Here is a 26806-nt window from a genome sequence, read left to right as displayed (position 1 = left end):
GAGGATGCGATGAACCTATCTTCAAAACTAGCAATGCTCTTAGTGGTTAGTCTATTAGCTACTATATTAACGATGAGCTTTACGTTTTATATTCAGTCAAAAGAATTTTATCGTGATCACCTAACAAAACAATTAGAACACCGGTTAGTCGCTCATGCTGACAGCATTGAAAATCACTTTGTTATCGATACGATCGTACATGTTCTAAAAATGGAAAAAGAAGATACTGTTAATTTCCTTCTTTTTGATGAACATTTAAATCCTTTAGTTATGGCTCAGCCTATTAATTCAGATCTAATAGAAGCATATCATTTATGGATTGAACAAATCATTGATACAACAACATTTCATCCAAGTAGTAAGCAACCAATTACAGAATATGTTTCAATACTCGATCATCACATTCAACACATTTGGTCAATGAAGCCTGTATACGTTAATGAACGAGTTAAAGGATATTTATTTATTGATCAAGATATGAGAGAATTTGAAACAACAAAAAATAACATACTTCAACTTGTATTTATTATGAGTATAATTATATTTGGTGTAGGTTTATTATTTGTTTTATATTTAACAAGAGTATTAACAGATCCGTTACAAAAGATGGGAAAAGCCACTAACCAAATTGCTCAAGGAAATTTTGAATACGAAATTCAAACAACTTCTAGGGATGAAGTTGGAAGGTTAGCTCGAGATATTCAGGAAATGTCTAACCAATTAAAACGTTACAATGATACTAGAAAAGAATTTTTATCCCATATTTCACACGATTTAAGAACACCACTGACTTATGTAAAAGCGTACGCGGCTTTATTAAAGGATCGAGAAGAAAGTGATACATTGTGCAAAAAACAGGCTGATATGATTTATAAGCAGGCAAAGAATATGGAAGTGCTCGTAAATGATTTATTTGAGTTAGCAAAATACGAGGAGGGGAATATACAACTTCATAAGGATGTTGTAAACTTATATTCTTGGTTCCATGATTTAAAGCTAGATTTTGACTTGAAATTACAACAAGAAAACATAGAGTTTGAACTTGATATTGAAAATAAACAATGGGCTGCTATCTTTGATAGAGAAAAAATGAAGCGAGTTATTAAAAATTTGATTGAAAATAGTATCCGTTATTCACCAAATGGAAAAATTCAAGTAAGCATTGAAAAGGATGAACAGTCACAAAGTTTGTTACTTATTATAGCTGATAACGGACAAGGGATCCCAGAAAATGAACTTCCATACATTTGGGAGAGATTTTATAGAGTCGATAAATCTAGGACATCTAAAAATGGTGGTAGTGGTTTAGGTCTAGCAATTGTGAAACATATTGTTGACCTCCATGATGGAAAGATAACTGTTGAAAGTGCTATTGATGTAGGAACAACATTTTCTATCATATTACCACAAGAAGGATTAGAGAAGGAAGATTGATTGGGGGAATTTAGAATTGCCAGAATTGATGAGTCAACTCATTAAATTTTTTATGCAATATCGTGAAATTACAACGATTATTATTGTTATTTTCTTTGTCTTTATAAATAGATGGTTATCAAAGTTTGTAATCTATCTAATTTCGAAGGTAGTTAATAAAACGAATAATCAATTTTTTATTGCTGTTTTAGGTGCATATGAAAAACCTCTTCGGGCGTTTTTTATCTTTTTACCGATTTATATAGGAATAAAAACGCACGACTTACCAATAAGTACAGAATTATTAATTGATCGTATTTTTAATACGATCGTTATATTAATTATTGGGGCGGGATTAGTTAAACTTTCAAGTAAAAGCTCAAGTGTGTTTGAAAAGCTTAAAGAAAAGCTTGATGTAGAATTTGATGAAATTTTAATTCCGTTTTTTTCAAGAGTAGTTCAGGTTATCATCATTGCCGTTATTCTTAGCCTCGTCGCTCAAGCTTGGGGGCATAATATTAACAACTTAGTAGCAGGTTTAGGTATTGGTGGTTTAGCTGTGGCACTTGCTGCCCAAAGTACTTTAGGTAATTTATTTGGCGGTGTAGTAATAATTACCGAGAAACCATTTTCACTTGGTGATTGGATAAAGACCCCTTCTGTTGAAGGTGTAGTTGAGGACATTGGATTTAGGAGTACAAAAATTCGTACATTTGCTAATTCAGTGATCATTATTCCTAACTCAACTTTAGCCAATCAAGAAATTGAAAACTTTAGTAATATGGGTAAACGAAGAATTATGTTTAATTTAGGTTTAACCTATCAAACGACTAGAAATCAGATGCGGAGCTGTGTAGAACGTATAGAGGAATTGATCAGAAATCACGAGGATGTTCATCCTGAAACGATTATGGTTCGTTTTGATAAATTTAATGAAAGTAGTTTGGATGTATTCATATACTTCTATACTAAAACTACTATTTGGAGTGAGTATTTAGAGGTTAAAGAAGATATTAACTACAAGATCATGGAAATCCTAGAAGAGGAAGGAGCGTCCATCGCATTTCCAAGTCGCTCATTATATGTTGAAACGGTTGAAAAAGGAGATAATTTTAAAGAAATTGGAACAGATAGCTAGCACTATAAAGAAGAGTCTGATATTTACGTCAGCCTCTTCTTTTTGTATGAGGTTATACCTATCTTGCATATTTTTTGCTGTTTCGTAACCTCTTAGAAAAGAGCACTTTAAGAGTCAAGTGTCTGATTATAGACTAGTTGTAATTTCTATTTAATAATTACTATCATTTAATGTTGACTATTAAAAAAAACCACTTAATATTAAAAGTAGAAAATAGATAAATGGAGGTGTGGATTATGGAAGTAATTGTTTATTCGAGTAAAGGTTGTCCTTATTGTGAGAAGGTCAAAACTGCGTTAAAAGAGTGGGGCATAGAGTACGAGGAAAGAAATGTATCGGTTGTAAAAGAATATTTTGATCAACTAAAAGAAAAAAAGATTATGGGTACACCAGCAACTTATGTTAATGGGAAATTAATTCTAGGTTTTCAAGAGAAGAAATTTAGAAAAGCATTTGGTTTTCCTTTAGAGGGTGAAGTAAAAGCAGACAAGAGTGCAACGAACAAGACATCTTTGAACTAGTGACAAAGGATATTCTATGCAGATCTTAACGAATTAGAGGAGATAAAAAATGCTACTGTATATAAGAGGCCCGTATTAGAGAAATAAGAGGCAATGACAATGTAGAACAAATTGTTATTCTTGATAATAATCGAGAAGAGAAAACATGGGATGTTGATGGTGTATTCGTGTATTTAGGTGGAATGAAGCCAGGAACTGATTTCCTAGGAAATGAAATTGCTCGAGATTCATAAGGCTATGTCGAAGTAGATGATTTCATGAGAACAAATGTTGACGGAGTCTTTGCTGGTGGTGACGCTAGACTTACACCTATAAACCAAGTAGTTGTGTCAGCTTCTGATGGGGCTATTGCTGCCATGGGTGCAGATCAGCATGTAAATAAACGTTCTAAAATGAAACCACAATATAGTTAATTAAATTTGGAAAACTGCCTCTCTTTGTTCAGCACTGAGAAGGTAGTTTTTTGTGCGATTTTTAGTGTTAATTAATATTACACCATTGTAGTTGCAGCTGTAGGTTTAGTATTATAATATTCCTCAATACAATGATACGGAGGGGAAATTATATGAAAATTGAAAAGGGGTTAACCTTTCCAAAAGGGCTTACAGTAAGAAAAGTAATTGAATTAGTTACCATCAATGAGCGTTTTAATAGCAAAATTTATTTTCAAACAGCATGTCATCAATGTAATGGGAAAAGTATGTTAGGCTTAATGTCCTTTATGATGATGACTAGAATCGGAGAACAATATAAAATATTTATCGAAGGTGAAGATGCAAATAAGGTTCTTCAGTTTTGGGAATCCTTTGTAGAACAGCTTCATGAAAAAGTTCAATTAAGCTACTGGGAGGAAGAAGGGGCAGAAACGGTTCAAAAAGAGATGTGTAACTCTATGTCATTTTGGAACCCTTCTGTTCGTTCAGTAGCTCAATCGTATTTTAGATCAGGTAAAAAAGAATTATAGCTTAAATTCTATACTTCAAGTTTAAAGCTGCTGGCTTTTTTTCGTTCAAAGTGAAAAAGACTATAGCATCCTAAACCACAAATAAAGCATGTAATCGCAGACATAAGATGTGCGCTTAAATAGGAGTTAGTGTAGTCAATTAAGAAACCAGTAATGATAGGAGAAACGAGTTGACCTGCACTAAAAAATATCGTTACAAATCCCATTGCTACTGGAATATACTTTGCATCAATATAATCTCCTACACTGGCATTCATAATGGTTGGAACTCCCCAGAGTGTTGAACCATAAATAATGACTTGCATAAAAATTAATAAGCTATCTGTCGTAAAACTTAGTCCCATTAACATGAAAAACTGTGTAAAAAATACAATCATTAATGAAACCATTCTACCAAGTTTATCAGAAACACTTCCCCATACAAAACCACTTATAATGCTAGCAACCCCAGCCGCTGCAAAAAAGTTCCCAGCCTGTTGACTTGTAAAATGTACGTCAGTAATTAAGTAGTCTACAAGAAACGTAGAGAAAATGAGGTAACTCATCCCCCATAAGAAATAGATTGAACCAATAAACCAAAGTGTTTTATTACTATAAACAGTTTTAGGTTTTACTAATGGTTCCTCTAGAGTATTAATTGACGTCGGATTATTATTAGTGGCGCCAATTGGAAGTAACCCAGCATCTTCTGGTTTGTCTTTGAGGAACAGCCAATTAATAAGCGCGATCGCAATTACTAGAAACGCGAGTATATACCAGCTAATTCTCCAGCCTTGGTCAATATTAATAACAACTATAGCTGGTACAGCAAAGCCACTAAAAACCATCCCTACCCCTGAACCGGCCATGGCTGTTCCCATGGCCATTCCTCTTTTTTTAGGCGAAAACCACTGACTTATTAGGCCTAGCGAAGGGACATATGAACCTCCTGATCCAAGCCCTGTTATAAAACTTCCCATATAAGCTACAAAAAAATTAGGTGCATTTGCAGTGATGATCATACCCAATGAAATGACTAATAATGAAGCAACAATTACTTTTTTAGCTGAAAACCTTAAGACAAAAAAGCCAGAAAGTAAGACGGCGACTAGATATCCTAAAAAGATAGATGAAGCAATTAGTCCTGTTTGGCGATAATCAAGAAGCAACCCGTCCTTCATAAAAGGAAGAATTGCACCAAACGAAAATCGACCAAAACCAAGACAGGCTAATACACTTAGGACAATAAGGAAAAGCATTAGCCAACCCTTATGTAAAGAACTATGTTTCATAAAGAAAACCAACCTTTTATATTTATTTCGAAAATTCATACTATTTATTGTAAAGGAATCAACAAAAAAAGCATAGGGTTAATCTTTTTGACCTAATTTTAGAAAAATAAGCAGGAGAACGGGGAACAGGAGGGAATATATTATTTATGAAAAATTGAAGAAAAAACTTTATTCAATAAGAAGAGGGAGAAATAGTTTCTCCCTTTCTTAATCGTAATCATTAATTTAATAAATCCTCATATGGTGTTAAATCGATTTTTTTACTTTTTAGTAAAGCTACAGCACGTTTTTGCATCGGACCAGGTGAAGCAAGGATGTATCCTCTAATGACATGGTCTTTAGTCACTTCTTCGCCATTAGCTAATTCGTTAATCTTTGCTTCGATTCCCTTTTTAGCCATTGGTCTAACAAAAACGGGTACTGGTGCTAATAATTCTTCTAATAAAGATGTTGCTTCATTACTCCAACTCACTATGTTTCAATCCTTTCAAAAACCTATTTTATTATCAAACCTATTATATACATAATTGCTTAATTATCTCAATTTGAATCTTAACAAATCACTTTACTTCTAAATAAAGAGATAATGATTTTAGGCATAATTTTAAATTAGATAGGGTAAACATGTAACAAATAGTTAAATGGACAAGCTATTAATTTAAGGTAAATCGTTTAAAAGACATTTAGTTTGGAGGGAGTAAGGACATGAAACGTTTTCTATTTAAATTCTCACTAATTACAATGTTAGTAATTACAGCTATATTTTCAATTGATTATCTGGGTGGGCAATTCTCTGTTAATGGAGATGACGATAAAGCTGAATTATTAAAGGGAAATAGCGATACAGGGGCTGTTTTAGCTGCTAATAAAGAAGAAAAACAAATCAATAATATTGATCTTAGTTGGCTTGAAAAAGGTTCTGATGGTCAATTAAATAATATAGAATTTCCGCTAGGAACAGATAAAGAACAAATACTACTAAGCAGGGGAGAAGCAATTGATACAGGATATTATGAGGGTGGAGAATACTTTCGTTATGAAGATGTTACCTTTTTTATAAACCCAGAAACTAATCGTTTAGTGGCGATAGCTTTATCAACCGAGAAATATGATCTAGATGGTAAAAAATTAGAGGAGACACTTGGAAGTCCAAATGTCAGTGAACGAAATGAGATGGAAGGTCTCTGGATGTACGAATATGATTTAGGTAAATACTCCCTTATGTTTGAAGCCAAAGAGGAAGAAGGAGAAATCTTATTTGTTTGGTTAAGAGAGAAAATATAAATCTCCAAAAACAATAGGGTAATAAAAAGCTGCATAATTAAATGCAGCTTTTTATGATTTATTCTGTAATGTTTTCAAAAATGGTATCAGCCGAAGGAGCTTCATCAATAAGTCCAGCAGATAATAACCAATCAATTACTTCTTGCCAAGATTCTTTTGTTTGACTTCCAAAACTTTCATTTTCAGTTTCCATTTTGGAAAGAAGAATTTCTAAACTTTGATCTTCAACTTCGCGAATAAGTGGGAAGTTGGCTTGGTCTTGATTTGAAAAAAGAATATCTAAACTTTCACCAGGTTCATTTTTCATTTTTTCATAACCTTTTACAGCAGCACGCCAGAATGCTTGAATCTCTTCTCGTTTTTCTTCTAAATTGTTTTCATTTGTTACAATAACTAACTCGTAATATGATGGTACACCGTAATCTATTGGATTGAAATAACGGATTTCATGACCTTGGTGCTTTAATACTGGATATTCATGATTAATATATGTTCCGATAACAGCATCCACACGCTCACTTACAATCGAAGAACCTAGTTCAAATCCAACATCCATTAAGTTTACTTGATCATAGTCACCGTCATCAGCTTCGACCATAGTTTTTAAGATGGGTTCATTAACAGGAATCCCAGGGTAACCTACTGTTTTTCCTTCTAAATCTGCTGGCGACTCGATATCACTTTCATTCATGACCATCATGTGGTTCAAAGGTGAACGAACAATAGCAGCTATGGAAACAACAGGAACATCTTTTGTACGAGCCATAATTACATCAGGTTGGTATGTAATCCCAAGGGTTACGCCACCAGAAGCAGCCAGGTTAATAGGGTCTGTTGGGTTTGCAGGGAAAACTATATTTACATCAAGCCCTTCTTCTTCAAAGTAACCTTCTTCTTTAGCTACATATAAATAAGAGTGTACTGCATTTGGATACCAATCAAGCATAATATCGATACTCGTTAACTCTTCTGTTTCAGTTGTTCCAGTTGCATCTTCACTAGAAGCATCTTCGTTTTCTTCTTGTTGTGGATTATCGGCTCCGCATGCGGCTAAGCTGAAAGCCGTTGCAAGAGATAGGACAAACATTGATAGTTTTTTCATGATTTTTTCCTCCATTTAAGTAAATAAGATTCGACTGCTTTTACGATTAAAAATAAAGAAATGCCAAGAATTGATAACCAGACAATTGGAGCAAACACCCCTGCACCATCAAACTGTGTCATCATCCTGCGGCTAAAATAGCCTAAACCTGCATTTGCTCCTAACCATTCTCCAATTGCCGCTCCAATTACACTTAGTGTAACAGCTACTTTTAAGCCAGAGAAAAAATAGGGTAGAGCGGTTGGAACTTGAACTTTAAAAAAGGTTTGCCAGCGGTTAGCTCCCATTGTGCGTAATAAATCGATATGATCTTTACTTGTTGCACGTAGCCCATCAAATGCACCGATCGTAATTGGAAAGAACGTAATGAGTACTGTTACAACAACTTTACTCCATATCGTATATCCAAACCACAAAACAAAAATCGGTGCTAGGGCGATAATAGGGATGGTTTGTGAAGCAATAACTATAGGGAAGAAAGTTTTTTCAGCGAGTGTACTCATATTCATCCAAACCGCTAAACTAACTCCAAATAGTATGGATATAGATAATCCAATTAGGACGACTTCCAGAGTTGCAAATAAATGAACTTTAAAAAGAACTTCATGAAGCTCTACCATTTTTGCAAAGATAAGAGTTGGTGAAGGTAAGATAAAAGGTTTATTTACTTGAATTGCGCTAATCTCCCAACCTAGAAGTAGAATGAATAGGAGAATAACAGAACTTAAATAATACTTTAATTGTTTCATAGCTTCACCTGCTGCCTTAACTCATTCAGTAAATCGCTTTTTATTTTTGAAAGTTCTGGTGAAAGCAAGTTTTCTAATTTCCTTGGTCGGGGCAACGGCACCTTTATTTCTTTATAGCTTGACAATGGTGTTTGTGAGAACAGAAATATACGATCTGATAAAAATAAAGCTTCATCAACATCATGGGTTATAAAAATGACCGTCTTCTCCAGTTTTTCCCATTGACCTAATAGCCATTCCTGCATATTCAGACGGGTAACGGCATCTAGAGCACTAAAAGGCTCATCAAGCAGTAAAAGGTCTCCGCCACCGAGCATAGCCCGTAAAAATGATACTCGTTGTCTCATTCCGCCAGAAAGTTGGTGTGGATAATCATATTCATGTCCTTTCAATCCAAACTCTTCAAGTAAATGTAATACATGTGCTTTTTTATTTTTTTTAGTAAATCCATTAATTTCTAGAGGGAGAAAAGCATTATCGAGAATATTACGCCAATCAAGAAGCATATCTTGTTGTGGCATATAACCAACTTTACCTAATCGGTTGATTTCCTTTTTTCCATCTAGGGAAATACAACCGCTAGTGGGCTGTTCTAATCCTGTTATCAAGCGAAATATTGTACTTTTCCCTGAACCACTTGGACCTAAAAGGCTAATAAATTCTCCACTATTAATTGTTAGAGATAGGTCATCAAGGATGGGCGTAATCTTTTCTTTCTTTTTACCTTTATAGGCAAATGATATATTTTCAAAGGTAAGAACATTATTGCACATCATCAGTTGGCCACATTTGTAGGTTGTAAGACATATCCCAGAACATATATTCATAGCGGCTTGTGTTTAAGAAAATTTCTTCAAGAGCAGCTAGTTCAGCTTCTGTTTTACCTTCTGCTAGCTCATTCATTAATGTAATAAGCCAATCTGCTAATTCACCAAACTCTTCAGAAGCATACATTTTTACCCATTCTCCGTATGTTTCGTTCTCAAGAGCTCCGGGGATTTTGCTTAACTCTGTACCAATTTCATAATAACTCCATGTGCAAGGAAGAACAGCTGCAACAAGTTCAGCTAATGAGCCACGTTGAGAAACATTAAGCATATAGCCGCTGTAAGCTAACGTAGTTGGAGCCGCTTTTGTTGCTTCAAGTTCCTCTTCACTAATTCCGAGGCGACTGGCATATTGTCTGTGCAAATCCATTTCCACATTTAAAGTAGAGTCTAGTAACTTTGCAAAGATAGACATTGTTTTAAGGTCAGTTCCTTTAAGACTTCCTAAAGCAAATAAACGAGCATAGTCAATTAAATATAAGTAATCTTGGCACATAAAGAATTTGAACTTTTCAATATCCAAGGTACCGTGTCCAATTCCTTGAACAAAGGGATGATCATGACTCTTTCTCCAAATAGGTTTTGCTTTCTCATGTAATCGATCTGTAAATTTCATAGAATCGCTCCTTATCTTTTGTTAGTTTTTCAAACGCCGCTAAACAGGCCCTTACACTTTTCTTGTATTACACCATTTATGGATGAATTGGGTCATTACTTTTGTAAATTGGACTAATTCATCCATAGAAAGTTGTTCATTAACAGCATGAGCATGCTCTAGTTTACCTGGGCCATAGATTACTGTTGGAATGCCTGCTTCACCGAGCCAACCTCCGTCTGTAACAGTAGGGGACATTCCGATCGTTGCTTTGTCATTAAAGATATTCTCATGAACATTTGCAAGTGATTGTAAGCCAGGGTGCTTCTCATCTATAGCTAGTGATGGGAAGATCTCGCCACGATCTTCAATCATCGATGTACCACCCCAACGAAAGGTAGGAGGGTTAACTCGTAGCCAAGGATCGGCTTTTGCAACATTTAGGATATGATCCTCAACTTCTTTTGCAACTTCATCATGATCTTCATTTGGATAAAAATGTACAGTAATCCAAAGCGCACAACGGTCTGCAACAAAAGCAGCGTGACGTCCACCCTCAATGACTGCAGGATTTATTGTTGTCATTCCAGCAGGAAAGCCAGGGTACGATTTAGTAACAGCCCAATGTTGTTCAAGATCCTTTAACCCTTGAATAACTTTGGTCATTTTTTCAATGGCACTTGCGCCAAATAACCCACCACCAGCATGGATCATACTTCTACGGTTAGCATCATGAAATGTTTGTGGGCTTTGTATGGTAATCCATCCTGTGATGACTCCACCTTGCCCTTGGATTTGACAATTACTTGTATCTACGACGACAGCAAAATCAGCATCATATCCTTTTTTACAACATTCTAGTGTTCCTGCTTCTCCAACTTCTTCTCCGATAACCGATTGAAAGGTTAGGTTACCAGGAAGGTGGATGCCAGCTTCTTTTAATAACTTAATAGCGAACAAGGAACCCGCAAGGCCACCTTTCATATCAGCAGCACCGCGTCCATATAAGATATTGTCTTTTACAACAGGACTAAAAGGGTCATAATCCCATTGTTCTCCCTCTTCAATAGAAGCAACATCAATATGACCATTGATGAGAAGGCTATTGTATTCCTTAGGTTTCGTTCCCGAAAGAATACCAACTACATTCGGATCACCTTCATACACATCCCATTTATCAATTGAAAAACCTAAGTCACTTAAATATGTAGCAACAAATTCCTGGGCCTCGGCTGTATTTCGAGCTGGAGGACTAGGTGTCTTAAAACGAATGAGACTCTTTGCTAATTCAACGAGCTCTTCTTTTCTTTCTTCAATTTGAATGAGTAGTTGATTAATCGTCATGTCACTCATGTTCATCACTCCTTTCAATAAACAGAACTAAGTTAAAGATTAGGAGGTGACTTTTACAGATTATACAAAAAGCCACTTCCATTGAAGGGAAGTGGCTGAATAGTCAGTACATAAACAACTGTGCAGAGTGTTTATATCTCTGTTCCGACTATCCACTTCCCTCCGCTAGTATTATCTAGATCAGGTACAAGGGTTTAGGCTTCTGCCAGTCTCAGCTTTTATAAAAGCACCCCTAGTGGACATATAATATTAAACTCATTTCTGACTACAAAATTAACATACTTACAATAGAAACTCAACTAAAAAGTCTGAAAGTATAATAGGTAGTAAATTTAGAAAGTGATTAACTGTTTCATAACAGTTATATTTATAATATTGATTTTGCAACAGAGGGATAAAACGAAATAAGGTAAAAGGGTGAATTATGATTATAGTAGAAAGAATTTTGATAACGATTTCAACAATACTTACTTATTGATTAAAGAGAGCTTATGAGCCTAATAAATAACAGGAATCCAGGTAGTAGGAAGTAATTCAATGGGTTGAACGTGATTTGAATTTAAATTTAAATATTTGAATATTACGACTATTATTAAAAGAGGCAAAAAAGTGAAAAAAGTGGTTGAGTTTTCTATAAACCTGTTATATTATAAAACTGTAAACAACAAACTGTAGTAATACAGAAAACGAGTGAGCAGTAAAGAAGTTGGGGTCAATTGATTGAGACATATAGTATCTACGATTTTGATCAACTAGTAACCAATTAGTCTTTATACAGAAACTTACATAGCATTGGTCAACTAGATATAATATCTCAATCAAAAATTAAAATTTTCTTAAGAAAAGGGAGATGGAGATTATGGCAAAAGTAAACATTCAAGAAGAAGCAAAGAAATTACAAGAACAATGGGATAACGACCCACGTTGGGCTGGTATCGAGCGTCCTTATTCAGCAGAAGAAGTAGTTCGTTTACGCGGTTCAGTTCAAATTGATCATACATTAGCACGTTTAGGTTCACAAAAATTATGGAAGCTTGTAAATGAAGAGCCTTATGTAAATGCACTTGGTGCACTTACTGGTGGTCAAGCGGTTCAACAAGTAAAAGCTGGACTTAAAGCAATCTACTTAAGTGGATGGCAAGTAGCTGCTGATGCTAACCTTGCTGGTCACATGTATCCAGACCAAAGTTTATATCCTGCAAACTCAGTACCACAAGTTGTTAAGCGTATCAACAACTCTTTACAACGTGCTGATCAAATTCAACATATGGAAGGCGAAGGCGAAGTTGATTATTTCGCGCCGATCGTAGCTGACGCTGAAGCTGGATTTGGTGGACAGTTAAACGTATTTGAACTTATGAAAGGTATGATCGAAGCTGGTGCGTCTGGTGTTCACTTTGAAGACCAATTAGCTTCAGAGAAAAAATGTGGTCACTTAGGTGGTAAAGTACTTATCCCTACACAAACAGCTGTACGTAACTTAGTATCAGCTCGTCTTGCAGCAGACGTTTCTGGTGTACCAACACTAGTAATTGCTCGTACAGATGCTGATGCAGCAGACTTAATTACAAGCGACATCGATCCATTAGATGCTCCATTTATTACTGGTGAGCGTACTCCAGAAGGTTTCTTCCGTACAAATGCTGGTATCGATCAAGCGATCGCACGTGGTCTTGCTTATGCTCCATATGCTGACCTTATCTGGTGCGAAACTTCTAAACCAAGTCTTGAAGAAGCGAAGCAATTTGCTGATGCTATTCATGCAAAATTCCCTGGGAAAATGCTTGCATATAACTGCTCGCCTTCATTCAACTGGGAAGCTAACCTTGACAAAGATACAATCGAAACTTACCAACAAGAACTTGGGAAAATGGGATACAAATTCCAATTCGTTACACTTGCTGGTTTCCACTCTCTTAACTACAGCATGTTTGAACTTGCTCGTGGCTACAAGACTCGTGGTATGGGTGCTTACTCTGAGCTTCAACAAGCTGAATTTGCTGCTGAAGAGCATGGTTACACAGCTACTCGTCACCAACGTGAAGTTGGTACTGGTTACTTTGACCAAGTATCTCAAACTGTATCTGGTGGTACTTCTTCAACTACAGCACTTAAAGGTTCAACTGAAGAAGCTCAATTCCAAAAGCAATAATCAATATAGCGGTTTTCTAACAAAACTCTCTCATCAATTTAAATAAATCTTGAAAGGCTGACTCCCAAAAAAGGTGGTCAGCCTTCTTTTTTTCTTCAAGCTTTTGGCAGTTTAAGGATCCAATAGAAAAGTACGTTCTTTAAGAAAAGAACCTTCAAAAATTATAACGTGAAAAAAACGAGCACATAATATGCTCGTTTTAGACATTTTTTTTAAAATTTAATCTAACTTGTTTTCTGCGATTAAGATACCGTCACTATCAGCATAGACATAATGGTTAGGCTGCCAGTTTACTCCTGCAAATTGAACAGGTACATTTCTATCTCCTAATCCTTTTTTAATACTACGAATTGGATTCGTTCCAATTGCAAACACACCAATATTCATTTCGTTAATTTGGGCAGAATCACGAATGCAACCATTGATAATAACACCCGCTAAATTACGTGAGACTGCAATCTCAGCTAAGTTATCTCCCATTAAAGCACATTTTTTTGAAGCTCCTCCATCAACTACGAGAACACTTCCTTCAGGTACTTCTTGAAGAGCTTTTTTTACTAATACATTGTCCTCAAAAACACGTACAGTACATATTGGTCCTTCAAATGTTTTTTTCTGTCCCCAAAATTGAAAGATTGGTTCAGCAAGTATTAATTGATCTCCATGTGCATCGTGTAAGTCAGCAGTTTGTATAGGCATTGTTTCTCCTCCTAGTAAATATTGATGAATAAATATTCGTCATTTCCTCTTAAAATTCCTGCTTTTTTGCTAAATAATTTATATCATGAAGAGAGTTTTTTTGTTATTGTGGGATGTTATAATAGAGGTCTGTTAACTTTTTTGATACAATCATACTATCGGAAAAATTCGTCATCTGTTTTTAACACAACACGACATTTTTCTCATAATCATTGAAAGAAAATATTGGAGGCTTGAACAATGAAAATGATGGATGCAAATGAAATTATCTCTTTTATCTCTAATAGTGTAAAAAAGACACCAGTTAAAGTACATATTAAAGGTGATTTAGAAGGAATTGAATTTGGTTCTGAAACAAAAGCATTTATTACTGGTAATGTAGGTGTACTTTTTGGTGAGTGGAAAGAGATTGAAGCTGCTATTCAGCAAAATGAGGCAAAAATTGAAGATTATGTTGTAGAAAATGATCGTCGTAATTCAGCGATCCCATTACTTGATATGAAAAACATCCAAGCTCGTATTGAGCCAGGTGCAATCATTCGTGATCAAGTTGAAATCGGTAATAACGCAGTCATCATGATGGGTGCTAGCATAAATATCGGTTCAGTTATCGGAGAAGGTACGATGATCGATATGAATGTTGTAATGGGTGGACGTGCTACTGTAGGGAAAAACTGCCACATTGGTGCAGGTGCAGTATTAGCAGGTGTAATTGAGCCACCTTCTGCAAAACCAGTTGTAGTTGAAGATGATGTAGTAGTTGGAGCTAATGCTGTAATTCTTGAAGGTGTTACAGTTGGTAAAGGTGCGGTAGTTGCAGCAGGTGCAATCGTTACTGAAGATGTTCCTCCTAATACAGTTGTAGCTGGAACTCCAGCTCGTGTTATTAAAGAAATTGATGAAAAAACTAAAGGAAAAACAGAAATTAAGCAAGAATTACGTCGCTTAAACGAAGATAATTAATTTACCTACGGCATTCATTAAGCTACCGCTTGATGGATGCCTCAATTCTATCTAAAAAGGAGGGCCACTAATGACGGATTGGCAAAGCCTCGATCAACAATATATGATGTCTACGTATAATCGTTTACCAATTACGATTGAGAAAGGTGAAGGAAACCATCTTATTGATACAGATGGAAAAAGCTATCTAGATTTATTTACTGGCTTAGCAGTTAATGTACTCGGTCACTCACATCCAGAGATTGTGAAAACTATTAAAGACCAGGGTGAAAAGTTTTTACATATATCAAATGTGTTTTTAAATCAACCAGCTATTCAATTAGCGAAAGTGTTAGTGGAGCAGTCAATCGCTGGGAAAGTTTTCTTTACGAATTCAGGAGCTGAAGCGACAGAGGCTGCTGTTAAATTAATTCATAAGTGGACGAAAGATGGAGAAAAAAGTAATCGTGGAGTTGTCGTTCTGGAAAAGAGTTTTCACGGTAGAACGTTGGGGGCATTAAAATTAACTCGCCAACCAGGGGTTTACCAAGACTTCCCTGTAACAGATATGCCTGTTTATGAAGTTGAACCTCACAATCTGGACCAGCTAGAAGAAATTATTAAAACGAAGAAACCTGCTGCAATTTTAATGGAGCCAGTGCTCGGATCAGGAGGTATTTTACCATTAGAAGAGGAGTATTTACGTGAGGTTGTTCGTTTAACGAAAAAGTATGGTGTGCTCTGCTGCATGGATGAAATACAAACAGGAATCGGACGTACAGGAAAAATCTTTGCTTATCAGCACGCTGGAATTTCACCAGATTTAATTTTATTTGCCAAGGGAGTTGGCGGTGGATTACCACTGGGAGGTATTATCGTTTCTAGCGAATTAAGCCATCTATTTAAACCAGGTGATCACGGGACAACTTTTGCGCCTTCACCATTAAGTGCTGCCTTGGGTAATACAGTGTTAAAGGTGTTACTAGAAGATGGTGAACTTGAGAAATCAGTGGCTCGCTCAAAATACTTACACGATAAATTAAATAGTTTAAAAGACAAAAATCCTAATGTATTAGAAAAAATTCGTGGTAAGGGAATGATGGTTGGTATAGTGACATTCCTTGCCCCAGAGGATGCAAAGAGGTTGCAACGTGACCTGTTAGCAGAAGGCTATTTAGTCGATGTAACGCAACAAACGATCATTCGTTTACTTCCACCACTTACCCTAACGGAAACTGAAATAGATGCATTTATCGAAATCTTTGAAGCAAAACTTAAGCTTGTGCAGCAGAAGGAGCTTAACCAATGATTGATGTTTCTAAATTAGTAGAAGTAAGAAGATCACTTCACCAAATTCCAGAGTTAGGCTTTGAAGAAGTGAAAACACAAGCTTTCCTTTTAGACTATATCAACCAACTTCCGCAGGAACACTTGGAAATCAAAACGTGGAAAACTGGTATCGTTGTAAAGGTTCAAGGAAGTGAACCTGCAAAGATGATTGGCTACCGGGCTGACATTGATGGGTTGCCGATGGATGAAGAGACGTCATATTCGTTTCGTTCCACTCACCCTGGTAAGATGCATGCTTGTGGTCATGACCTTCATATGACGATTGCATTAGGGGTACTGACCCACTTTTCAAATGTACAACCTAAGGATGACCTTTTATTTATTTTCCAACCAGCTGAAGAAGGGCCAGGCGGGGCACAACCAATGCTAGCATCAGACATCTTAAAAGATTGGCGTCCTGATCAAATGGTTGCTTTACACATTGCGCCAGAGTATCCAGTCGGTACAATTGCGACGAGAGAAGGTTTGTTATTTGCTAATACCTCTGAGTTGTTTATTGACTTAAAAGGTCAAGGTGGACATGCAGCTTATCCACATACCACAAGAGATATGATCGTTGCTGGTGCTCATTTAGTGACGCAACTTCAATCCATCGTTTCACGAAATGTAGATCCACTCGACTCTGCTGTTGTTACAATTGGAAAAATCACAGGTGGCACGAAGCAAAACATTATTGCTGAAAAGGCACGTATTGAAGGAACGATTCGAACGCTGTCCATTGAATCCATGCAAAAAGTCAAGCAGCGAATAGAAGCACTTGTAAAGGGAATCGAAGCCGGTTTTGAATGTACCGCAACGATCGATTACGGTGCAAACTATTGTCAAGTTTATAATAATGAAGAGTTAACTCGCGAGTTTATGAACTTTACGCGTAACCACTCAAAATTCGACTTGATTGAATGTACAGAAGCAATGACTGGAGAAGACTTTGGTTATTTCTTAGAAGAAATCCCAGGCTTTATGTTTTGGCTGGGTGTCAACAGTTCACATGGCCTTCATGATAGTCGCTTGGAGCCAAATGAACAGGCTATAGAAGTTGCTGTTAGGCATTTAATTGATTACTTACTCTTTAAATCTGAAAAATAGATCTTCACTTGATGTGAGGGTCTTTTTTATTTGATTTAAAAATAAACGAAGTGGAAGTTATTATAAAGACAATGCAGCAATTAAATGCAGATAGTATAGGAATAGGGAGATATGTCAGGAATAGTATAAGTTATAAAGAGTGGAGACAAATCGATTGGAGAGAGGTATACCCAAACATACATGTTACATGTAACGTAGAAGCAGAGATACGGGACTTCGGATATTTTAGATAAAAACAAAATTAGAATAATAATCCTTTTTCTGTACATCCTAACATTGAAACAAATAATTGATATGTTTTTTGGAGGTGTTTGACATGCCAAGAATTGGTGTGGAACAATCGTTAACTGCTGTACAACAAGAACTTCAATCTAGAGGATATGATGTTGTTCAATTAAAGCAAGAGCAAGATGCAAATGGTTGTGATTGCTGCGTAATTACGGGACAAGATCAAGATATGATGGGAATTCAAAATGTGGTTACAGCTGGATCTGTCATTTCAGCACAAGGAATGTCTGCTGAAGAAGTTTGTCAGCAAGTTGAGCAAAAATTAAATCAATAATGATAAAAAAGGTGAGATCATATTTTAAAATGTGATTTCACTTTTTTTTGTGAATAGGACATTCTAGTCACCGAATGTAATAAATAATGGAGGTGATTAGATGTTTTACCATATAAAAGAGTTACAACATCCCGCAAAGCCAGAGTGTCCAGATCCAGTCTATGCTAAAAAATTGCAAGAAGTACTAGGTGGTCAATTTGGTGAAATATCAGTAGCGTTACAATATTTATTTCAAGGCTGGTCATTTAGAGGGGATGAAAAATATAGAGATTTACTTATGGATACTGGAACAGAGGAATTAGCCCATGTTGAAATGTTGGCAACAATGATTGCAAGATTGCTTGACGGTGCCCCAGTCGGAGATTTGGAAGATGCCGCAAAAGATCCTGTCATTGGTGCGATCTTAGGTGGCATGAACCCACAGCATGCGATTGTTTCAGGTTTAGGGGCAATGCCTGCAGATAGTGTAGGGAATCCTTGGACAGCAAGTTATATTAATGCAAGCGGAAATCTATTAGCAGATTTTCGAATGAATTTAACTTATGAGTCTCAAGGACGACTTCAAGCGGTACGTCTTTATGAAATGACAAATGATCGAGGCGTAAAGGATATGCTTTCGTGGTTAATAGCTAGGGATACGATGCATCAAAATATGTGGAAAGCTGCCATTGCTGAGCTAGAAGCTCAAGAAAATATTGTTGTTCCTAGTACGTTTCCTCGGCATTTGGAAAAACAAGAAGTTTCATATACTTTCTTCAATTTATCTCGTGGTGAAGAAAGTAGTAGAGGGCGCTGGGCCAGTGGACCAAGTATGGATAGTATGGGGCAATTCCAGTATGTGGCGCAACCAGTACCATTTGGCAGAAAGCCTAAGCTTAAACCAGCTCCACCATATATGCATAACACGATGCTACCAGGCCATCATCACCATATTCCTCCACATCTCACATAAAGAAAAAGCCCCCTATAGCGAGGCACCTTTTTAAAGTATTAAAGGTGCCTGGCACCACATAGGGGAGTTATTTATAATTAAAGAATGTCGATTTGTACTAGTACAGCTAACAATAATTGAAGTAATAATTGAATGTTAGCTGCAATTTGCGTGTCAGTTGTCGTTACGTTAACGTTACGTGAGTTTTCAATGATTGTTTTTTGGTTCGTTACCTGTTTAATCTTTGATGACTGTAGTAATTCTTGCGTAATCGTTTCTGCTTTAGCACTATCCAATATTGAAATGCTAATTACAATTGCGATGGCTGCTTGAAGAGAAGCTTGAAGTGATAGTGCAGCTTTCGTATCAGTTGTATTTACTGATACATCACAAGAATCTTTAATAAAAATATACTCTTCAGATAGTTGTAATGTTTTATTTGTTTGAGTTGCTCCTTGCGTAACATCATCTTCTTCTACTTTTTTCGGTGGACATAGAGGGTGTTTCTTTTTAGAGTCTAATGCTGACCAATCTGATTTTTTCTTATCAGTTGAATAGAAAACTTCTTGGTTACTCATAATTGGTTATTCCTCCTTTTTAAGTTTCTACTTCAACATATGTACTGACTGACTACCTTGTTTGGACAAATATCATGGTCACTTCGTCCAATGTACAAAAAAACAGCTCCAAATTAATGGAGCTGTGTACTTTAATCACGATATTTATTAAAAAATGTTTTGACAGATTTAATGTCATTTGTTGAATGGTAAGTTGGACGTTTCTTTTGAGTAGGTGGGGCAGACTGTGCAGATGGTGTTGGGTCAGATTGAACTTCGTTTGTTTGATTATTTGAAAAATCACGTTCAGTTAATTGTTTGTTTTGGTTATCAAGAAAGCGTTGAACCTCACTTTCAATATCCCCAACTATTTCTTTAATCTTCTTTTTTTCCTTTTTTGAAAGGTTTATATCTTTAGTGGAAACCTTATGCTTTTTTAACACTTGACCTACAACCAATTCCATTAATTTTTGTTGATTAGTCGGATCGAAGTTATTGCTCATCTCGAATCTTCCTTTCTTTGCGGTACAAGATATTAATAACATATGGTTAAATGACGAAAAAGTGTAGGCGGTTGTCCATGAATTATTAAAGAAAATATAATAGGTTTGTTTCGTTGTTTCCAAAAATGGAGATTAGAAATATAAAAAGTGGCTGAAGTAATCCAGCCACAGATAATTTGAAAAACATTTAACTATTTCTCTTTTCGATATACACCTGATGTGGGAAGGGAATTTCAATGTTATTTGCATCAAGAGCTTCTTTTAACTCCTTACGTAAAATACGCTCGACCGCCCATTGTTCCATATTTGCTGTCTTTGCAACTATTCGAAGAACAACATCAGAATCACCCAAGCTATGCACACCTACAACATTAGGACCTTCAACAATTCTTTCATCCTCAGCTGCAATTCGATCACAAACCTCTTGCATGACAGCAACAGCTTTATCTATATCATCATCATATGAGATGCTCATATCTACTAAAGCACGCATATTGCCTCTTGAGTGATTACTAACATTTGAAATGTTTCGGTTTGGTATGAAGTGTAATGTACCATCAAACCCTCTGATTAAAGTAGTCCGTAAACCTACCTCTTCAACAATCCCATCAATTCCTGAAGCCGTAATGTAATCTCCTACATCAACTTGCCTTTCTAATAAAAGGAAAAAACCAGTAACGACATCACTTACTAAACCTTGGGCACCAAAACCGATTGCTAGTCCAATTATACCTGCACCAGCAATTAGTCCAGTAGCGTCAAGTCCGAATATACTAATAATAATCGTGATAAAAATAAAGATGAGAACATATGAAAAAGCATTCATTGTTAATTTCTCTAATGTTTTAACGCGACCTACCGACATATCTCTTTGTGCTTGCATCTTTGCAAAACCAGTTGTAATCAATTTATTTCCAATAGCCTTAGCGATGAGAAAAGCGATTATAGCTAATAGAGCTTGACCTAGATTAACGATAGCTCCTTCTAGAAATGTCGTCCAATTAATATTTTGTAACCATTGATCCACAAAACCACTCCTATACCATTCAATTATTATCAGTAAGTTTAAGTAAAAACTCACTATGTATAAAGTTCATACCTAACGTAATCAAACCTTCCCTTATTCTATTCCCAGAAAATTTGAATGTAAAACGATTCGCATGAAAAAAATAATATTCTTAAAAGTCAAACTGTGCAAACTGTGTAGGTTCGGTTTCGTTGAGAAACATTGTAGAAGTCAGGAAGGTTATTTCAACCAAGATGTTTTACTATGAAGAACATTCCAAGATAGAAATGTAATGTAAGGGAAATGGTCTTCATATGGATGGTGAACGGATCATTTAATTTATCGAACGCAATACATAACACATAAAAAATGTTGGCTATAATTGTTGATTTTGGGTTCGATGTTAGCAAAGATTAAAATTTAGAAAGCTGCTCATAATACTTAGATAAATGAGAATTAATGGAGTATATTAAGTAGTTTTTTTGAAAAAACATTTATAATTATTTACATAAAATTAAAGTTTAGTTGAGCAAACTGTGGGTATAATAGCAATAGTGTGAAAAAGGAAGGAATATGTTAGTAATTTAAATTAATTATTATTTAATATTGACTAAAAATAACCCTTCTCTTATAACTACGATGTAAAACATTTAGGAGGTATGTACATATGTCAGATAAGCGTATGGTAGCAAAACAAGCTCCTCGTTTCGAAATGGAGGCTGTTTTACCGAACAAAGAATTTGGAAAAGTAAGTCTGGAAGAAAACATGAAAAACGATAAGTGGACAGTTTTATTCTTCTATCCAATGGACTTCACATTCGTATGTCCTACTGAAATTACGGCTTTAAGCGATCGTTACGATGAATTCGAGGATTTAGATGCAGAAGTAATTGGTGTTTCTACTGATACAATCCACACACATAAAGCTTGGATCAACACATCTCGTGATGATAATGGTTTAGGTGAGTTAAAGTATCCATTAGCAGCTGATACAAACCACCAGGTATCACGTGACTATGGTGTATTAATTGAAGATGCAGGTGTCGCTCTACGTGGACTATTCATTATTAGTCCAGAAGGCGAGCTAATGTACTCTGTTGTAAACCACAACAACATTGGTCGGGATGTTGATGAAACGTTACGTGTTCTTCAAGCATTACAAACTGGTGGACTTTGCCCAGCAAACTGGAAACCAGGACAAGAAACATTAAACGTATAATTTAAGCACATATTATAAATGAAATTAAAGGTCTAGCAGCTATGTTAGACCTTTTTCAACTATTTCTTTGATATTATAGGAGGAAAAAATTTATGGCACTGAAATTACGTTCACCAATGCCAGATCTAAGTGGAGCAACCGAGTGGTTAAATGGGAATGAAATTAGTAAAGAAAATTTAGTAGGAGATAAACCAACATTGTTTCACTTTTGGTCAGTATCATGCGGCCTTTGTAAAGAAGCAATGCCAAACATTAATGAATTCCGTGATAAATATGCGGATAAGTTAAATGTAATTGCAATCCATATGCCACGCTCAGAAAAAGATACAGATCTAGAACAAATTAAACAAGTTGCAGAAGAACATGGCATTTCACAATTAATTGCTGTAGACAACGCTCATAAAATTACAGATGCCTTTGAAAACGAGTATGTTCCTGCATACTATGTATTTGATGCTGAAGGTCAACTGCGCCATTTTCAGGCTGGTGGAAGTGGTATGAAGATGTTAACGAAACGAGTTAATCGAGTATTAGGAATTAAAGAAGAGTAGTTCGATTTCAATTGATTGCTAATTATATAGAAATTATGTATTACAAAGAGCAGACGAATTTTTTAGAAATTCAGTCTGTTTTTTTGTACAAACATAAGGCATAAAGAAACATTTTGTTAACCATAACTGATTAGTGCTATTCCATTTAGAACTGATCCAGAAATGACAATAGGCATATCACCCTTTTTCACTCATTGCATATATAAGTAATGAGGTGATTTGATGAATATTATAGACAAGCGTAATTCGTTAGCTAGACACGGAAGTCGTAGATATCGCCGTCGCTCAAGAGGTGCTATTAGAAATATTGCTATTCATCATAGCGCCACCACTTCAGGTAGTGCAGAAGCTTTTGCAAGGTACCATGTAAATAGTTTAGGTTGGCCAGGAATTGGCTACCATTACGTTGTAGATCGCGATGGTTCTATAAGTTGGTGCCATGATCTAGAAGTAGTTAGCTACCATGTAGGTAATAGTAATGGGATGGCAGTTGGTGTTTGTATGGTAGGAGATTTCCGAACGCAAACCCCGACATCGCAACAGCGAGAGGCAGCACTGCAACTAACAGAATATCTAATGAACGAATTGAATATTCCAGTTGATAATGTCTGGGGACATATTGAATTTCCAGGCTATTCTTGGAAACCATGTCCTTCTATTAGTATGACCCAATATCGCTCCCAATTAGCAGAAAGAACAGGTCAAACTGACCGTTCAGCTATACCTTCTCCTACGTACATTGCTGGAGCAAGACAACGTACGGTTTTATCAAGAGGCGACCAAGGTGATGACATTATGGCACTCCAGGAACGTCTCAATGAATTAAATTTTATACCAGGCCCAATAGATGGAATTTTTGGACCACAAACCTATGATGCAGTTGTTCGTTTTCAACGAGCAGCAGGTATTGCTGTAGATGGAATTGTTGGACCACAAACACGTGCTGCTTTAAGAGATTTTAGTGAAACGATGGAAGTCGTAGAGCATGGTTCGCCAACCGATGAACCTAATGAGAGAGAAGACCTCTTTACAAGTGAGTCAAGAAGGATGTTACGGCATATTACCCCTCTGATGCGTGGAGAAGATGTACGTGAGGTTCAACAGAAGGTTGGAGCGATGGTTGATGGACTTTATGGTCCTGAAACAGCACAGAGAGTAAGAGAGTTTCAACAACGAGAAAATATAACTGTAGATGGAATCGTTGGACCGCAAACATGGAGAGCATTAGATCGGGTCAGTGCGAATGAACAGCCTAGCTACTCGCGCTTACTCTCCCTTCAAACACCGTATATGAGGGGGGCTGATGTAAGAAGAGTTCAACGTGCTCTAAATGTTACTGTAGACGGTTTGTATGGCCCGATTACAGAGCGAGCTGTTCGTTCTTTTCAAAGAAGGGAAGGTATAACTGTAGATGGAATCGTTGGACCCCAAACATGGTCACGTTTATTTTCATAATTAGAAACGTCTAATACCTTCTTAAGTGCCAGTATCCTCACAAAGGGTAGATAAGGTGCAACGAATAATTCCTTTATATCGGCTTTGAGGTTCTGGCTCTTCCTGTTTTTTTGGTCACAAATCCCATCATCATGATAGAATAAAGTAAGAAGGCTAAGATGGAGGAAGTTCGTCATGAAAAAGCAATTTGCTGTAATTGGTTTAGGGAGATTTGGAGGGAGTATTTGTAAGGAACTTAGTAGACTTGGAATGGAAGTTTTAGCGATTGATCATTCTCCTGAAAAGGTCGATGAATTTAAAGATATTGTCACTCATGCTGTCGTTGCCAATTCAACTGATGAAATGGCTTTAAAAAACTTAGGGATTCGAAATTTTGAGCATGTGATCGTAGCCATTGGTGATGATATTCAATCGAGTATCCTAACAACATTAATGTTAAATGAACTAGGAGTAAAACACATTACAGTAAAAGCACAAAATGATTATCATGAAAAAGTCCTTGAAAAAATTGGTGCACATGAAATTGTTCATCCAGAGCGTGATATTGGAATTCGAATTGCGCACCATATTGTTTCAAAAAATGTATTAGACTACCTTGAGCTATCTGATGAATATAGCATAGTTGAGTTAATTGCTGGTGAAAAACTGCATGGAAAAACCTTAATTGACTTAAATATTCGTGCTAAATATGGGATCAACATTATGGCCATTAAACGTAAGGAAGATATTAATGTTTCTCCCCGAGCGTATGAAAAGATCATTAGAGGAGACATACTTATTGTCATCGGTGCGGATAAGGATATTGATCGATTTGAGAAGCAGTTATTAGATGAGGAATAGAATAAATATATAAACAATAAGAGAGGTGATTCAAAATGTCAGCCTCTCTTATTTTATATAAATCTTGTTTATACTTCCATAATAATCGGTAAAATCATTGGCTTTCTTTTTGTCCGTTCATATAGGAAAGGACCAAGAATATCACTAATTTCATTTTTAATTTCGGACCATTGTGTTGTCTTTCTTTCCATGACTTCATCAAGATGTTTTGCAAGCAGTTGTTGTGCTTCTTGGATTAGATCGCCTGCTTCACGCATATACACAAAGCCACGAGAGATGATATCAGGACCTGCAGATACTTTAAATTCCTTCATGTTTAAGCTCACTACGACAACGACTAGTCCCTCTTCAGATAAGATACGACGATCACGTAATACTATATTACCAATATCACCGATACCGCTTCCGTCTACATAAACAGAACCAGAGGGAACTTTACCTGAAATCATTGCTTCTTCTTTGTTCATAGATAAGACTTCTCCGTTATCCATAATAAAGCAATTCTTCTCTGGAACACCACAATCCTGAGCAAGTTTGGTATGCATTTTTAACATGCGGTATTCACCGTGAATCGGTAAGAAATATTGGGGTTTAATTAGTCTTAACATTAACTTCTGTTCTTCTTGTCCACCATGCCCAGAAGTGTGAATATTACTTAGTGAACCGTGAATAACATTGGCACCAACCCGATAAAGCTGGTTAATTGTCTTACTTACACTTAATGTGTTTCCTGGAATTGGAGATGATGAAAATACTACAGTGTCCCCAGGAATAATTTGAATTTGACGATGGGTTCCAAACGCTATTCGCGATAACGCAGCCATCGGTTCACCTTGACTACCAGTACATAAAATTGTTATTTGATTGTCTGGAAGTTTATTTAATTGTGATGGTTCAATAAACGTACCTTTAGGAGCACGGATATAACCAAGGTCTTGTCCAATGGTTAAAGCAGATTCCATACTTCTTCCAAATACAGCAATTTTTCGACCGTATTGAACAGCAGACTCAACTACTTGTTGTAAACGGTGAATGTTTGAAGCGAAAGTTGCAAAGATAACACGTCCCTCGACTTTTCTAAAAATGTTATCAATACTTTCACCGACTTTGCGTTCAGACATTGTGAATTCAGGTATTTCACTATTTGTACTGTCAGATAGTAAACATAGTACACCTTCTTCACCGATTTTTGCCATCTTCGTTAAGTTTGCTGGTTCACCAACAGGAGTAAAATCAAATTTGAAGTCACCAGTGTGAACAATGTTTCCTGCTGGTGTTTTTACAATTATTCCGTATGCATCAGGAATACTATGTGTTGTACGGAAAAACTCAACTGATGTATTGGCAAATTTTATCGCTTGGTCTTCGTGAATTTCATACATTTTTACCTTGCGAAGTAGGCCATGCTCTTCTAGTTTATTTTTTATTAAGCCAAGGGCTAGCTTACCACCATATATGGGAATGTTTATTTCTCGCATTAAATATGGAATTCCACCAATGTGGTCTTCATGTCCGTGCGTAATAAATAACCCTTTAATCTTTTCTTCATTCCGAACTAAGTACGTATAATCAGGAATGACATAATCAATTCCCAAAAGTTCGTCCTCTGGAAATTTAATACCAGCATCAATTAAAATAATTTCGTCTTGATATTGGACTGCATAGGTGTTCTTGCCGATCTCACCTAAGCCACCTAAAGCAAAGACGGATGCTTGATTTGGTTTAGCTTGTTTCAT

Annotated in this window: 29 protein-coding genes and 1 riboswitch; of the genes, 17 read left to right on the top strand and 12 right to left on the bottom strand. The window is 36.2% G+C overall.

Going from position 1 to position 26806, the window contains the following annotated elements:
• Positions 1-9: 9 nt before the first annotated feature.
• The 5 genes from GKP30_RS04245 (at position 10) to GKP30_RS04225 (ending at position 4036) form a co-directional block, all read left to right on the top strand.
• A complete protein-coding gene (locus tag GKP30_RS04245) occupies positions 10-1434 on the top strand; it encodes a sensor histidine kinase (RefSeq protein WP_216828166.1) in 1425 nt (474 codons plus the stop codon).
• A gap of 16 nt (positions 1435-1450) precedes the next feature.
• On the top strand, positions 1451-2551 hold the full coding sequence (locus GKP30_RS04240) for a mechanosensitive ion channel family protein (RefSeq protein ID WP_236034895.1): 1101 nt from the start codon (positions 1451-1453) through the stop codon (positions 2549-2551).
• 236 nt (positions 2552-2787) lie between these two features.
• The gene (locus GKP30_RS04235) at positions 2788-3072 is read left to right on the top strand and encodes a glutaredoxin family protein (protein WP_236034894.1); all 285 of its coding nucleotides are present in this window, start codon (positions 2788-2790) and stop codon (positions 3070-3072) included.
• A gap of 257 nt (positions 3073-3329) precedes the next feature.
• Positions 3330-3485, top strand: a complete 156-nt coding sequence (locus GKP30_RS04230; RefSeq protein ID WP_216828165.1) for a hypothetical protein — start codon at positions 3330-3332, stop codon at positions 3483-3485.
• Positions 3486-3637: 152 nt separating this feature from the next.
• Positions 3638-4036: an HPr family phosphocarrier protein gene (locus tag GKP30_RS04225; RefSeq protein WP_216828164.1), complete on the top strand. Its 399-nt coding sequence runs from the start codon at positions 3638-3640 to the stop codon at positions 4034-4036.
• A gap of 8 nt (positions 4037-4044) precedes the next feature.
• On the opposite strand, the gene GKP30_RS04220 is transcribed toward GKP30_RS04225, so the two are convergent.
• Positions 4045-5355, bottom strand: coding sequence for an MFS transporter (locus GKP30_RS04220; protein ID WP_328703123.1), 1311 nt, complete (start codon positions 5353-5355; stop codon positions 4045-4047).
• 172 nt (positions 5356-5527) lie between these two features.
• Entirely contained in the window at positions 5528-5779 is a 252-nt protein-coding gene (locus tag GKP30_RS04215) for a DUF2621 family protein (protein WP_216828162.1), read from the bottom strand.
• Between the two features lie 233 nt (positions 5780-6012).
• Here GKP30_RS04215 and GKP30_RS04210 point away from each other — a divergent pair, with 233 nt between their 5' ends.
• Complete coding sequence (locus GKP30_RS04210; RefSeq protein WP_216828161.1) at positions 6013-6591, top strand: hypothetical protein; 579 nt, start codon at positions 6013-6015, stop codon at positions 6589-6591.
• Between the two features lie 58 nt (positions 6592-6649).
• Here GKP30_RS04210 and GKP30_RS04205 read toward each other — a convergent pair whose 3' ends face one another.
• Genes GKP30_RS04205 through GKP30_RS04185 form a run of 5 tightly spaced genes read right to left on the bottom strand, consistent with a single transcriptional unit; the run spans position 6650 to position 11217 of the window.
• Entirely contained in the window at positions 6650-7693 is a 1044-nt protein-coding gene (locus tag GKP30_RS04205) for an ABC transporter substrate-binding protein (protein WP_216828160.1), read from the bottom strand.
• Positions 7690-8442, bottom strand: coding sequence for an ABC transporter permease (locus GKP30_RS04200; protein WP_216828159.1), 753 nt, complete (start codon positions 8440-8442; stop codon positions 7690-7692). Before GKP30_RS04200 ends, GKP30_RS04205 begins: the two co-directional genes overlap by 4 nt.
• Positions 8439-9215 (bottom strand): ABC transporter ATP-binding protein, encoded by a 777-nt coding sequence (locus GKP30_RS04195; protein ID WP_216828428.1) that lies wholly within the window; start codon positions 9213-9215, stop codon positions 8439-8441. Before GKP30_RS04195 ends, GKP30_RS04200 begins: the two co-directional genes overlap by 4 nt.
• Positions 9205-9885 (bottom strand): thiaminase II, encoded by a 681-nt coding sequence (gene tenA / locus GKP30_RS04190; protein ID WP_216828158.1) that lies wholly within the window; start codon positions 9883-9885, stop codon positions 9205-9207. The genes GKP30_RS04195 and tenA overlap by 11 nt, the downstream gene beginning before the upstream one ends.
• Before the next feature lie 51 nt (positions 9886-9936).
• Positions 9937-11217 carry an acetylornithine deacetylase gene (locus tag GKP30_RS04185; protein ID WP_216828157.1) on the bottom strand — a complete coding sequence of 427 codons (1281 nt, stop codon included), beginning with the start codon at positions 11215-11217 and terminating at the stop codon, positions 9937-9939.
• A 140-nt stretch (positions 11218-11357) separates the two neighbouring features.
• Positions 11358-11461: riboswitch (TPP riboswitch) on the bottom strand.
• Between the two features lie 615 nt (positions 11462-12076).
• On the opposite strand from GKP30_RS04185, the gene aceA reads away from it, so the two are divergent.
• Positions 12077-13369 carry an isocitrate lyase gene (gene aceA, locus GKP30_RS04180; protein ID WP_216828156.1) on the top strand — a complete coding sequence of 431 codons (1293 nt, stop codon included), beginning with the start codon at positions 12077-12079 and terminating at the stop codon, positions 13367-13369.
• A 219-nt stretch (positions 13370-13588) separates the two neighbouring features.
• On the opposite strand, the gene rraA is transcribed toward aceA, so the two are convergent.
• On the bottom strand, positions 13589-14068 hold the full coding sequence (gene rraA / locus GKP30_RS04175; protein ID WP_216828155.1) for a ribonuclease E activity regulator RraA: 480 nt from the start codon (positions 14066-14068) through the stop codon (positions 13589-13591).
• A 240-nt stretch (positions 14069-14308) separates the two neighbouring features.
• Here rraA and dapD point away from each other — a divergent pair, with 240 nt between their 5' ends.
• The 6 genes from dapD (at position 14309) to GKP30_RS04145 (ending at position 18960) form a co-directional block, all read left to right on the top strand.
• On the top strand, positions 14309-15031 hold the full coding sequence (gene dapD / locus GKP30_RS04170) for a 2,3,4,5-tetrahydropyridine-2,6-dicarboxylate N-acetyltransferase (RefSeq protein ID WP_216828154.1): 723 nt from the start codon (positions 14309-14311) through the stop codon (positions 15029-15031).
• A gap of 70 nt (positions 15032-15101) precedes the next feature.
• Positions 15102-16319 carry an aspartate aminotransferase family protein gene (locus GKP30_RS04165; RefSeq protein WP_216828153.1) on the top strand — a complete coding sequence of 406 codons (1218 nt, stop codon included), beginning with the start codon at positions 15102-15104 and terminating at the stop codon, positions 16317-16319.
• Entirely contained in the window at positions 16316-17446 is a 1131-nt protein-coding gene (locus tag GKP30_RS04160; RefSeq protein WP_236034892.1) for an N-acetyldiaminopimelate deacetylase, read from the top strand. The genes GKP30_RS04165 and GKP30_RS04160 overlap by 4 nt, the downstream gene beginning before the upstream one ends.
• A gap of 50 nt (positions 17447-17496) precedes the next feature.
• Positions 17497-17679 carry a Ger(x)C family spore germination C-terminal domain-containing protein gene (locus tag GKP30_RS23990; protein WP_216828152.1) on the top strand — a complete coding sequence of 61 codons (183 nt, stop codon included), beginning with the start codon at positions 17497-17499 and terminating at the stop codon, positions 17677-17679.
• 83 nt (positions 17680-17762) lie between these two features.
• A complete protein-coding gene (locus GKP30_RS04150; RefSeq protein WP_216828151.1) occupies positions 17763-18008 on the top strand; it encodes a YkuS family protein in 246 nt (81 codons plus the stop codon).
• A gap of 100 nt (positions 18009-18108) precedes the next feature.
• A complete protein-coding gene (locus GKP30_RS04145; protein ID WP_216828150.1) occupies positions 18109-18960 on the top strand; it encodes a manganese catalase family protein in 852 nt (283 codons plus the stop codon).
• Between the two features lie 77 nt (positions 18961-19037).
• Here the strand turns inward: GKP30_RS04145 and GKP30_RS04140 are convergent, their stop codons facing one another.
• The 3 genes from GKP30_RS04140 to GKP30_RS04130 all read right to left on the bottom strand — a co-directional run bounded on the left by GKP30_RS04140 (position 19038) and on the right by GKP30_RS04130 (position 21026).
• Positions 19038-19517 (bottom strand): spore coat protein, encoded by a 480-nt coding sequence (locus GKP30_RS04140; protein ID WP_216828149.1) that lies wholly within the window; start codon positions 19515-19517, stop codon positions 19038-19040.
• A gap of 131 nt (positions 19518-19648) precedes the next feature.
• A complete protein-coding gene (locus GKP30_RS04135; RefSeq protein ID WP_216828148.1) occupies positions 19649-19999 on the bottom strand; it encodes a hypothetical protein in 351 nt (116 codons plus the stop codon).
• Between the two features lie 187 nt (positions 20000-20186).
• Positions 20187-21026 (bottom strand): mechanosensitive ion channel family protein, encoded by an 840-nt coding sequence (locus GKP30_RS04130; RefSeq protein WP_216828147.1) that lies wholly within the window; start codon positions 21024-21026, stop codon positions 20187-20189.
• A 646-nt stretch (positions 21027-21672) separates the two neighbouring features.
• On the opposite strand from GKP30_RS04130, the gene GKP30_RS04125 reads away from it, so the two are divergent.
• The 4 genes from GKP30_RS04125 (at position 21673) to GKP30_RS04110 (ending at position 25070) form a co-directional block, all read left to right on the top strand.
• Positions 21673-22224 carry a peroxiredoxin gene (locus tag GKP30_RS04125; RefSeq protein ID WP_216828146.1) on the top strand — a complete coding sequence of 184 codons (552 nt, stop codon included), beginning with the start codon at positions 21673-21675 and terminating at the stop codon, positions 22222-22224.
• 92 nt (positions 22225-22316) lie between these two features.
• Positions 22317-22775 (top strand): TlpA family protein disulfide reductase, encoded by a 459-nt coding sequence (locus GKP30_RS04120; RefSeq protein ID WP_328703116.1) that lies wholly within the window; start codon positions 22317-22319, stop codon positions 22773-22775.
• 222 nt (positions 22776-22997) lie between these two features.
• Positions 22998-24230 (top strand): peptidoglycan recognition protein family protein, encoded by a 1233-nt coding sequence (locus tag GKP30_RS04115; RefSeq protein ID WP_216828145.1) that lies wholly within the window; start codon positions 22998-23000, stop codon positions 24228-24230.
• Between the two features lie 174 nt (positions 24231-24404).
• A complete protein-coding gene (locus GKP30_RS04110) occupies positions 24405-25070 on the top strand; it encodes a potassium channel family protein (RefSeq protein WP_216828144.1) in 666 nt (221 codons plus the stop codon).
• Positions 25071-25138: 68 nt separating this feature from the next.
• On the opposite strand, the gene rnjA is transcribed toward GKP30_RS04110, so the two are convergent.
• Entirely contained in the window at positions 25139-26806 is a 1668-nt protein-coding gene (rnjA, locus tag GKP30_RS04105) for a ribonuclease J1 (RefSeq protein ID WP_216828143.1), read from the bottom strand.

This window comes from Alkalihalobacterium elongatum, from assembly GCF_019024285.1.
Lineage (GTDB): Bacteria > Bacillota > Bacilli > Bacillales > Bacillaceae_F > Alkalihalobacterium > Alkalihalobacterium elongatum.
Note: the sequence above shows the minus strand (reverse complement) of the source record. Positions and strands in the feature narration are given on the sequence as shown.

Coding starts and splice junctions, on each gene's coding strand:
- GKP30_RS04245 (WP_216828166.1), top strand. CDS start 10: ATGAACCTATCTTCAAAACTAGCAATGCTCTTAGTGGTTAGTCTATTA.
- GKP30_RS04235 (WP_236034894.1), top strand. CDS start 2,788: ATGGAAGTAATTGTTTATTCGAGTAAAGGTTGTCCTTATTGTGAGAAG.
- GKP30_RS04230 (WP_216828165.1), top strand. CDS start 3,330: ATGAGAACAAATGTTGACGGAGTCTTTGCTGGTGGTGACGCTAGACTT.
- GKP30_RS04225 (WP_216828164.1), top strand. CDS start 3,638: ATGAAAATTGAAAAGGGGTTAACCTTTCCAAAAGGGCTTACAGTAAGA.
- GKP30_RS04210 (WP_216828161.1), top strand. CDS start 6,013: ATGAAACGTTTTCTATTTAAATTCTCACTAATTACAATGTTAGTAATT.
- GKP30_RS04205 (WP_216828160.1), bottom strand. CDS start 7,693: ATGAAAAAACTATCAATGTTTGTCCTATCTCTTGCAACGGCTTTCAGC.
- GKP30_RS04200 (WP_216828159.1), bottom strand. CDS start 8,442: ATGAAACAATTAAAGTATTATTTAAGTTCTGTTATTCTCCTATTCATT.
- GKP30_RS04195 (WP_216828428.1), bottom strand. CDS start 9,215: ATGTGCAATAATGTTCTTACCTTTGAAAATATATCATTTGCCTATAAA.
- tenA (WP_216828158.1), bottom strand. CDS start 9,885: ATGAAATTTACAGATCGATTACATGAGAAAGCAAAACCTATTTGGAGA.
- GKP30_RS04185 (WP_216828157.1), bottom strand. CDS start 11,217: ATGAGTGACATGACGATTAATCAACTACTCATTCAAATTGAAGAAAGA.
- aceA (WP_216828156.1), top strand. CDS start 12,077: ATGGCAAAAGTAAACATTCAAGAAGAAGCAAAGAAATTACAAGAACAA.
- rraA (WP_216828155.1), bottom strand. CDS start 14,068: ATGCCTATACAAACTGCTGACTTACACGATGCACATGGAGATCAATTA.
- dapD (WP_216828154.1), top strand. CDS start 14,309: ATGAAAATGATGGATGCAAATGAAATTATCTCTTTTATCTCTAATAGT.
- GKP30_RS04165 (WP_216828153.1), top strand. CDS start 15,102: ATGACGGATTGGCAAAGCCTCGATCAACAATATATGATGTCTACGTAT.
- GKP30_RS04160 (WP_236034892.1), top strand. CDS start 16,316: ATGATTGATGTTTCTAAATTAGTAGAAGTAAGAAGATCACTTCACCAA.
- GKP30_RS04150 (WP_216828151.1), top strand. CDS start 17,763: ATGCCAAGAATTGGTGTGGAACAATCGTTAACTGCTGTACAACAAGAA.
- GKP30_RS04145 (WP_216828150.1), top strand. CDS start 18,109: ATGTTTTACCATATAAAAGAGTTACAACATCCCGCAAAGCCAGAGTGT.
- GKP30_RS04140 (WP_216828149.1), bottom strand. CDS start 19,517: ATGAGTAACCAAGAAGTTTTCTATTCAACTGATAAGAAAAAATCAGAT.
- GKP30_RS04135 (WP_216828148.1), bottom strand. CDS start 19,999: ATGAGCAATAACTTCGATCCGACTAATCAACAAAAATTAATGGAATTG.
- GKP30_RS04125 (WP_216828146.1), top strand. CDS start 21,673: ATGTCAGATAAGCGTATGGTAGCAAAACAAGCTCCTCGTTTCGAAATG.
- GKP30_RS04120 (WP_328703116.1), top strand. CDS start 22,317: ATGGCACTGAAATTACGTTCACCAATGCCAGATCTAAGTGGAGCAACC.
- GKP30_RS04115 (WP_216828145.1), top strand. CDS start 22,998: ATGAATATTATAGACAAGCGTAATTCGTTAGCTAGACACGGAAGTCGT.
- GKP30_RS04110 (WP_216828144.1), top strand. CDS start 24,405: ATGAAAAAGCAATTTGCTGTAATTGGTTTAGGGAGATTTGGAGGGAGT.
- rnjA (WP_216828143.1), bottom strand. CDS start 26,806: ATGAAACAAGCTAAACCAAATCAAGCATCCGTCTTTGCTTTAGGTGGC.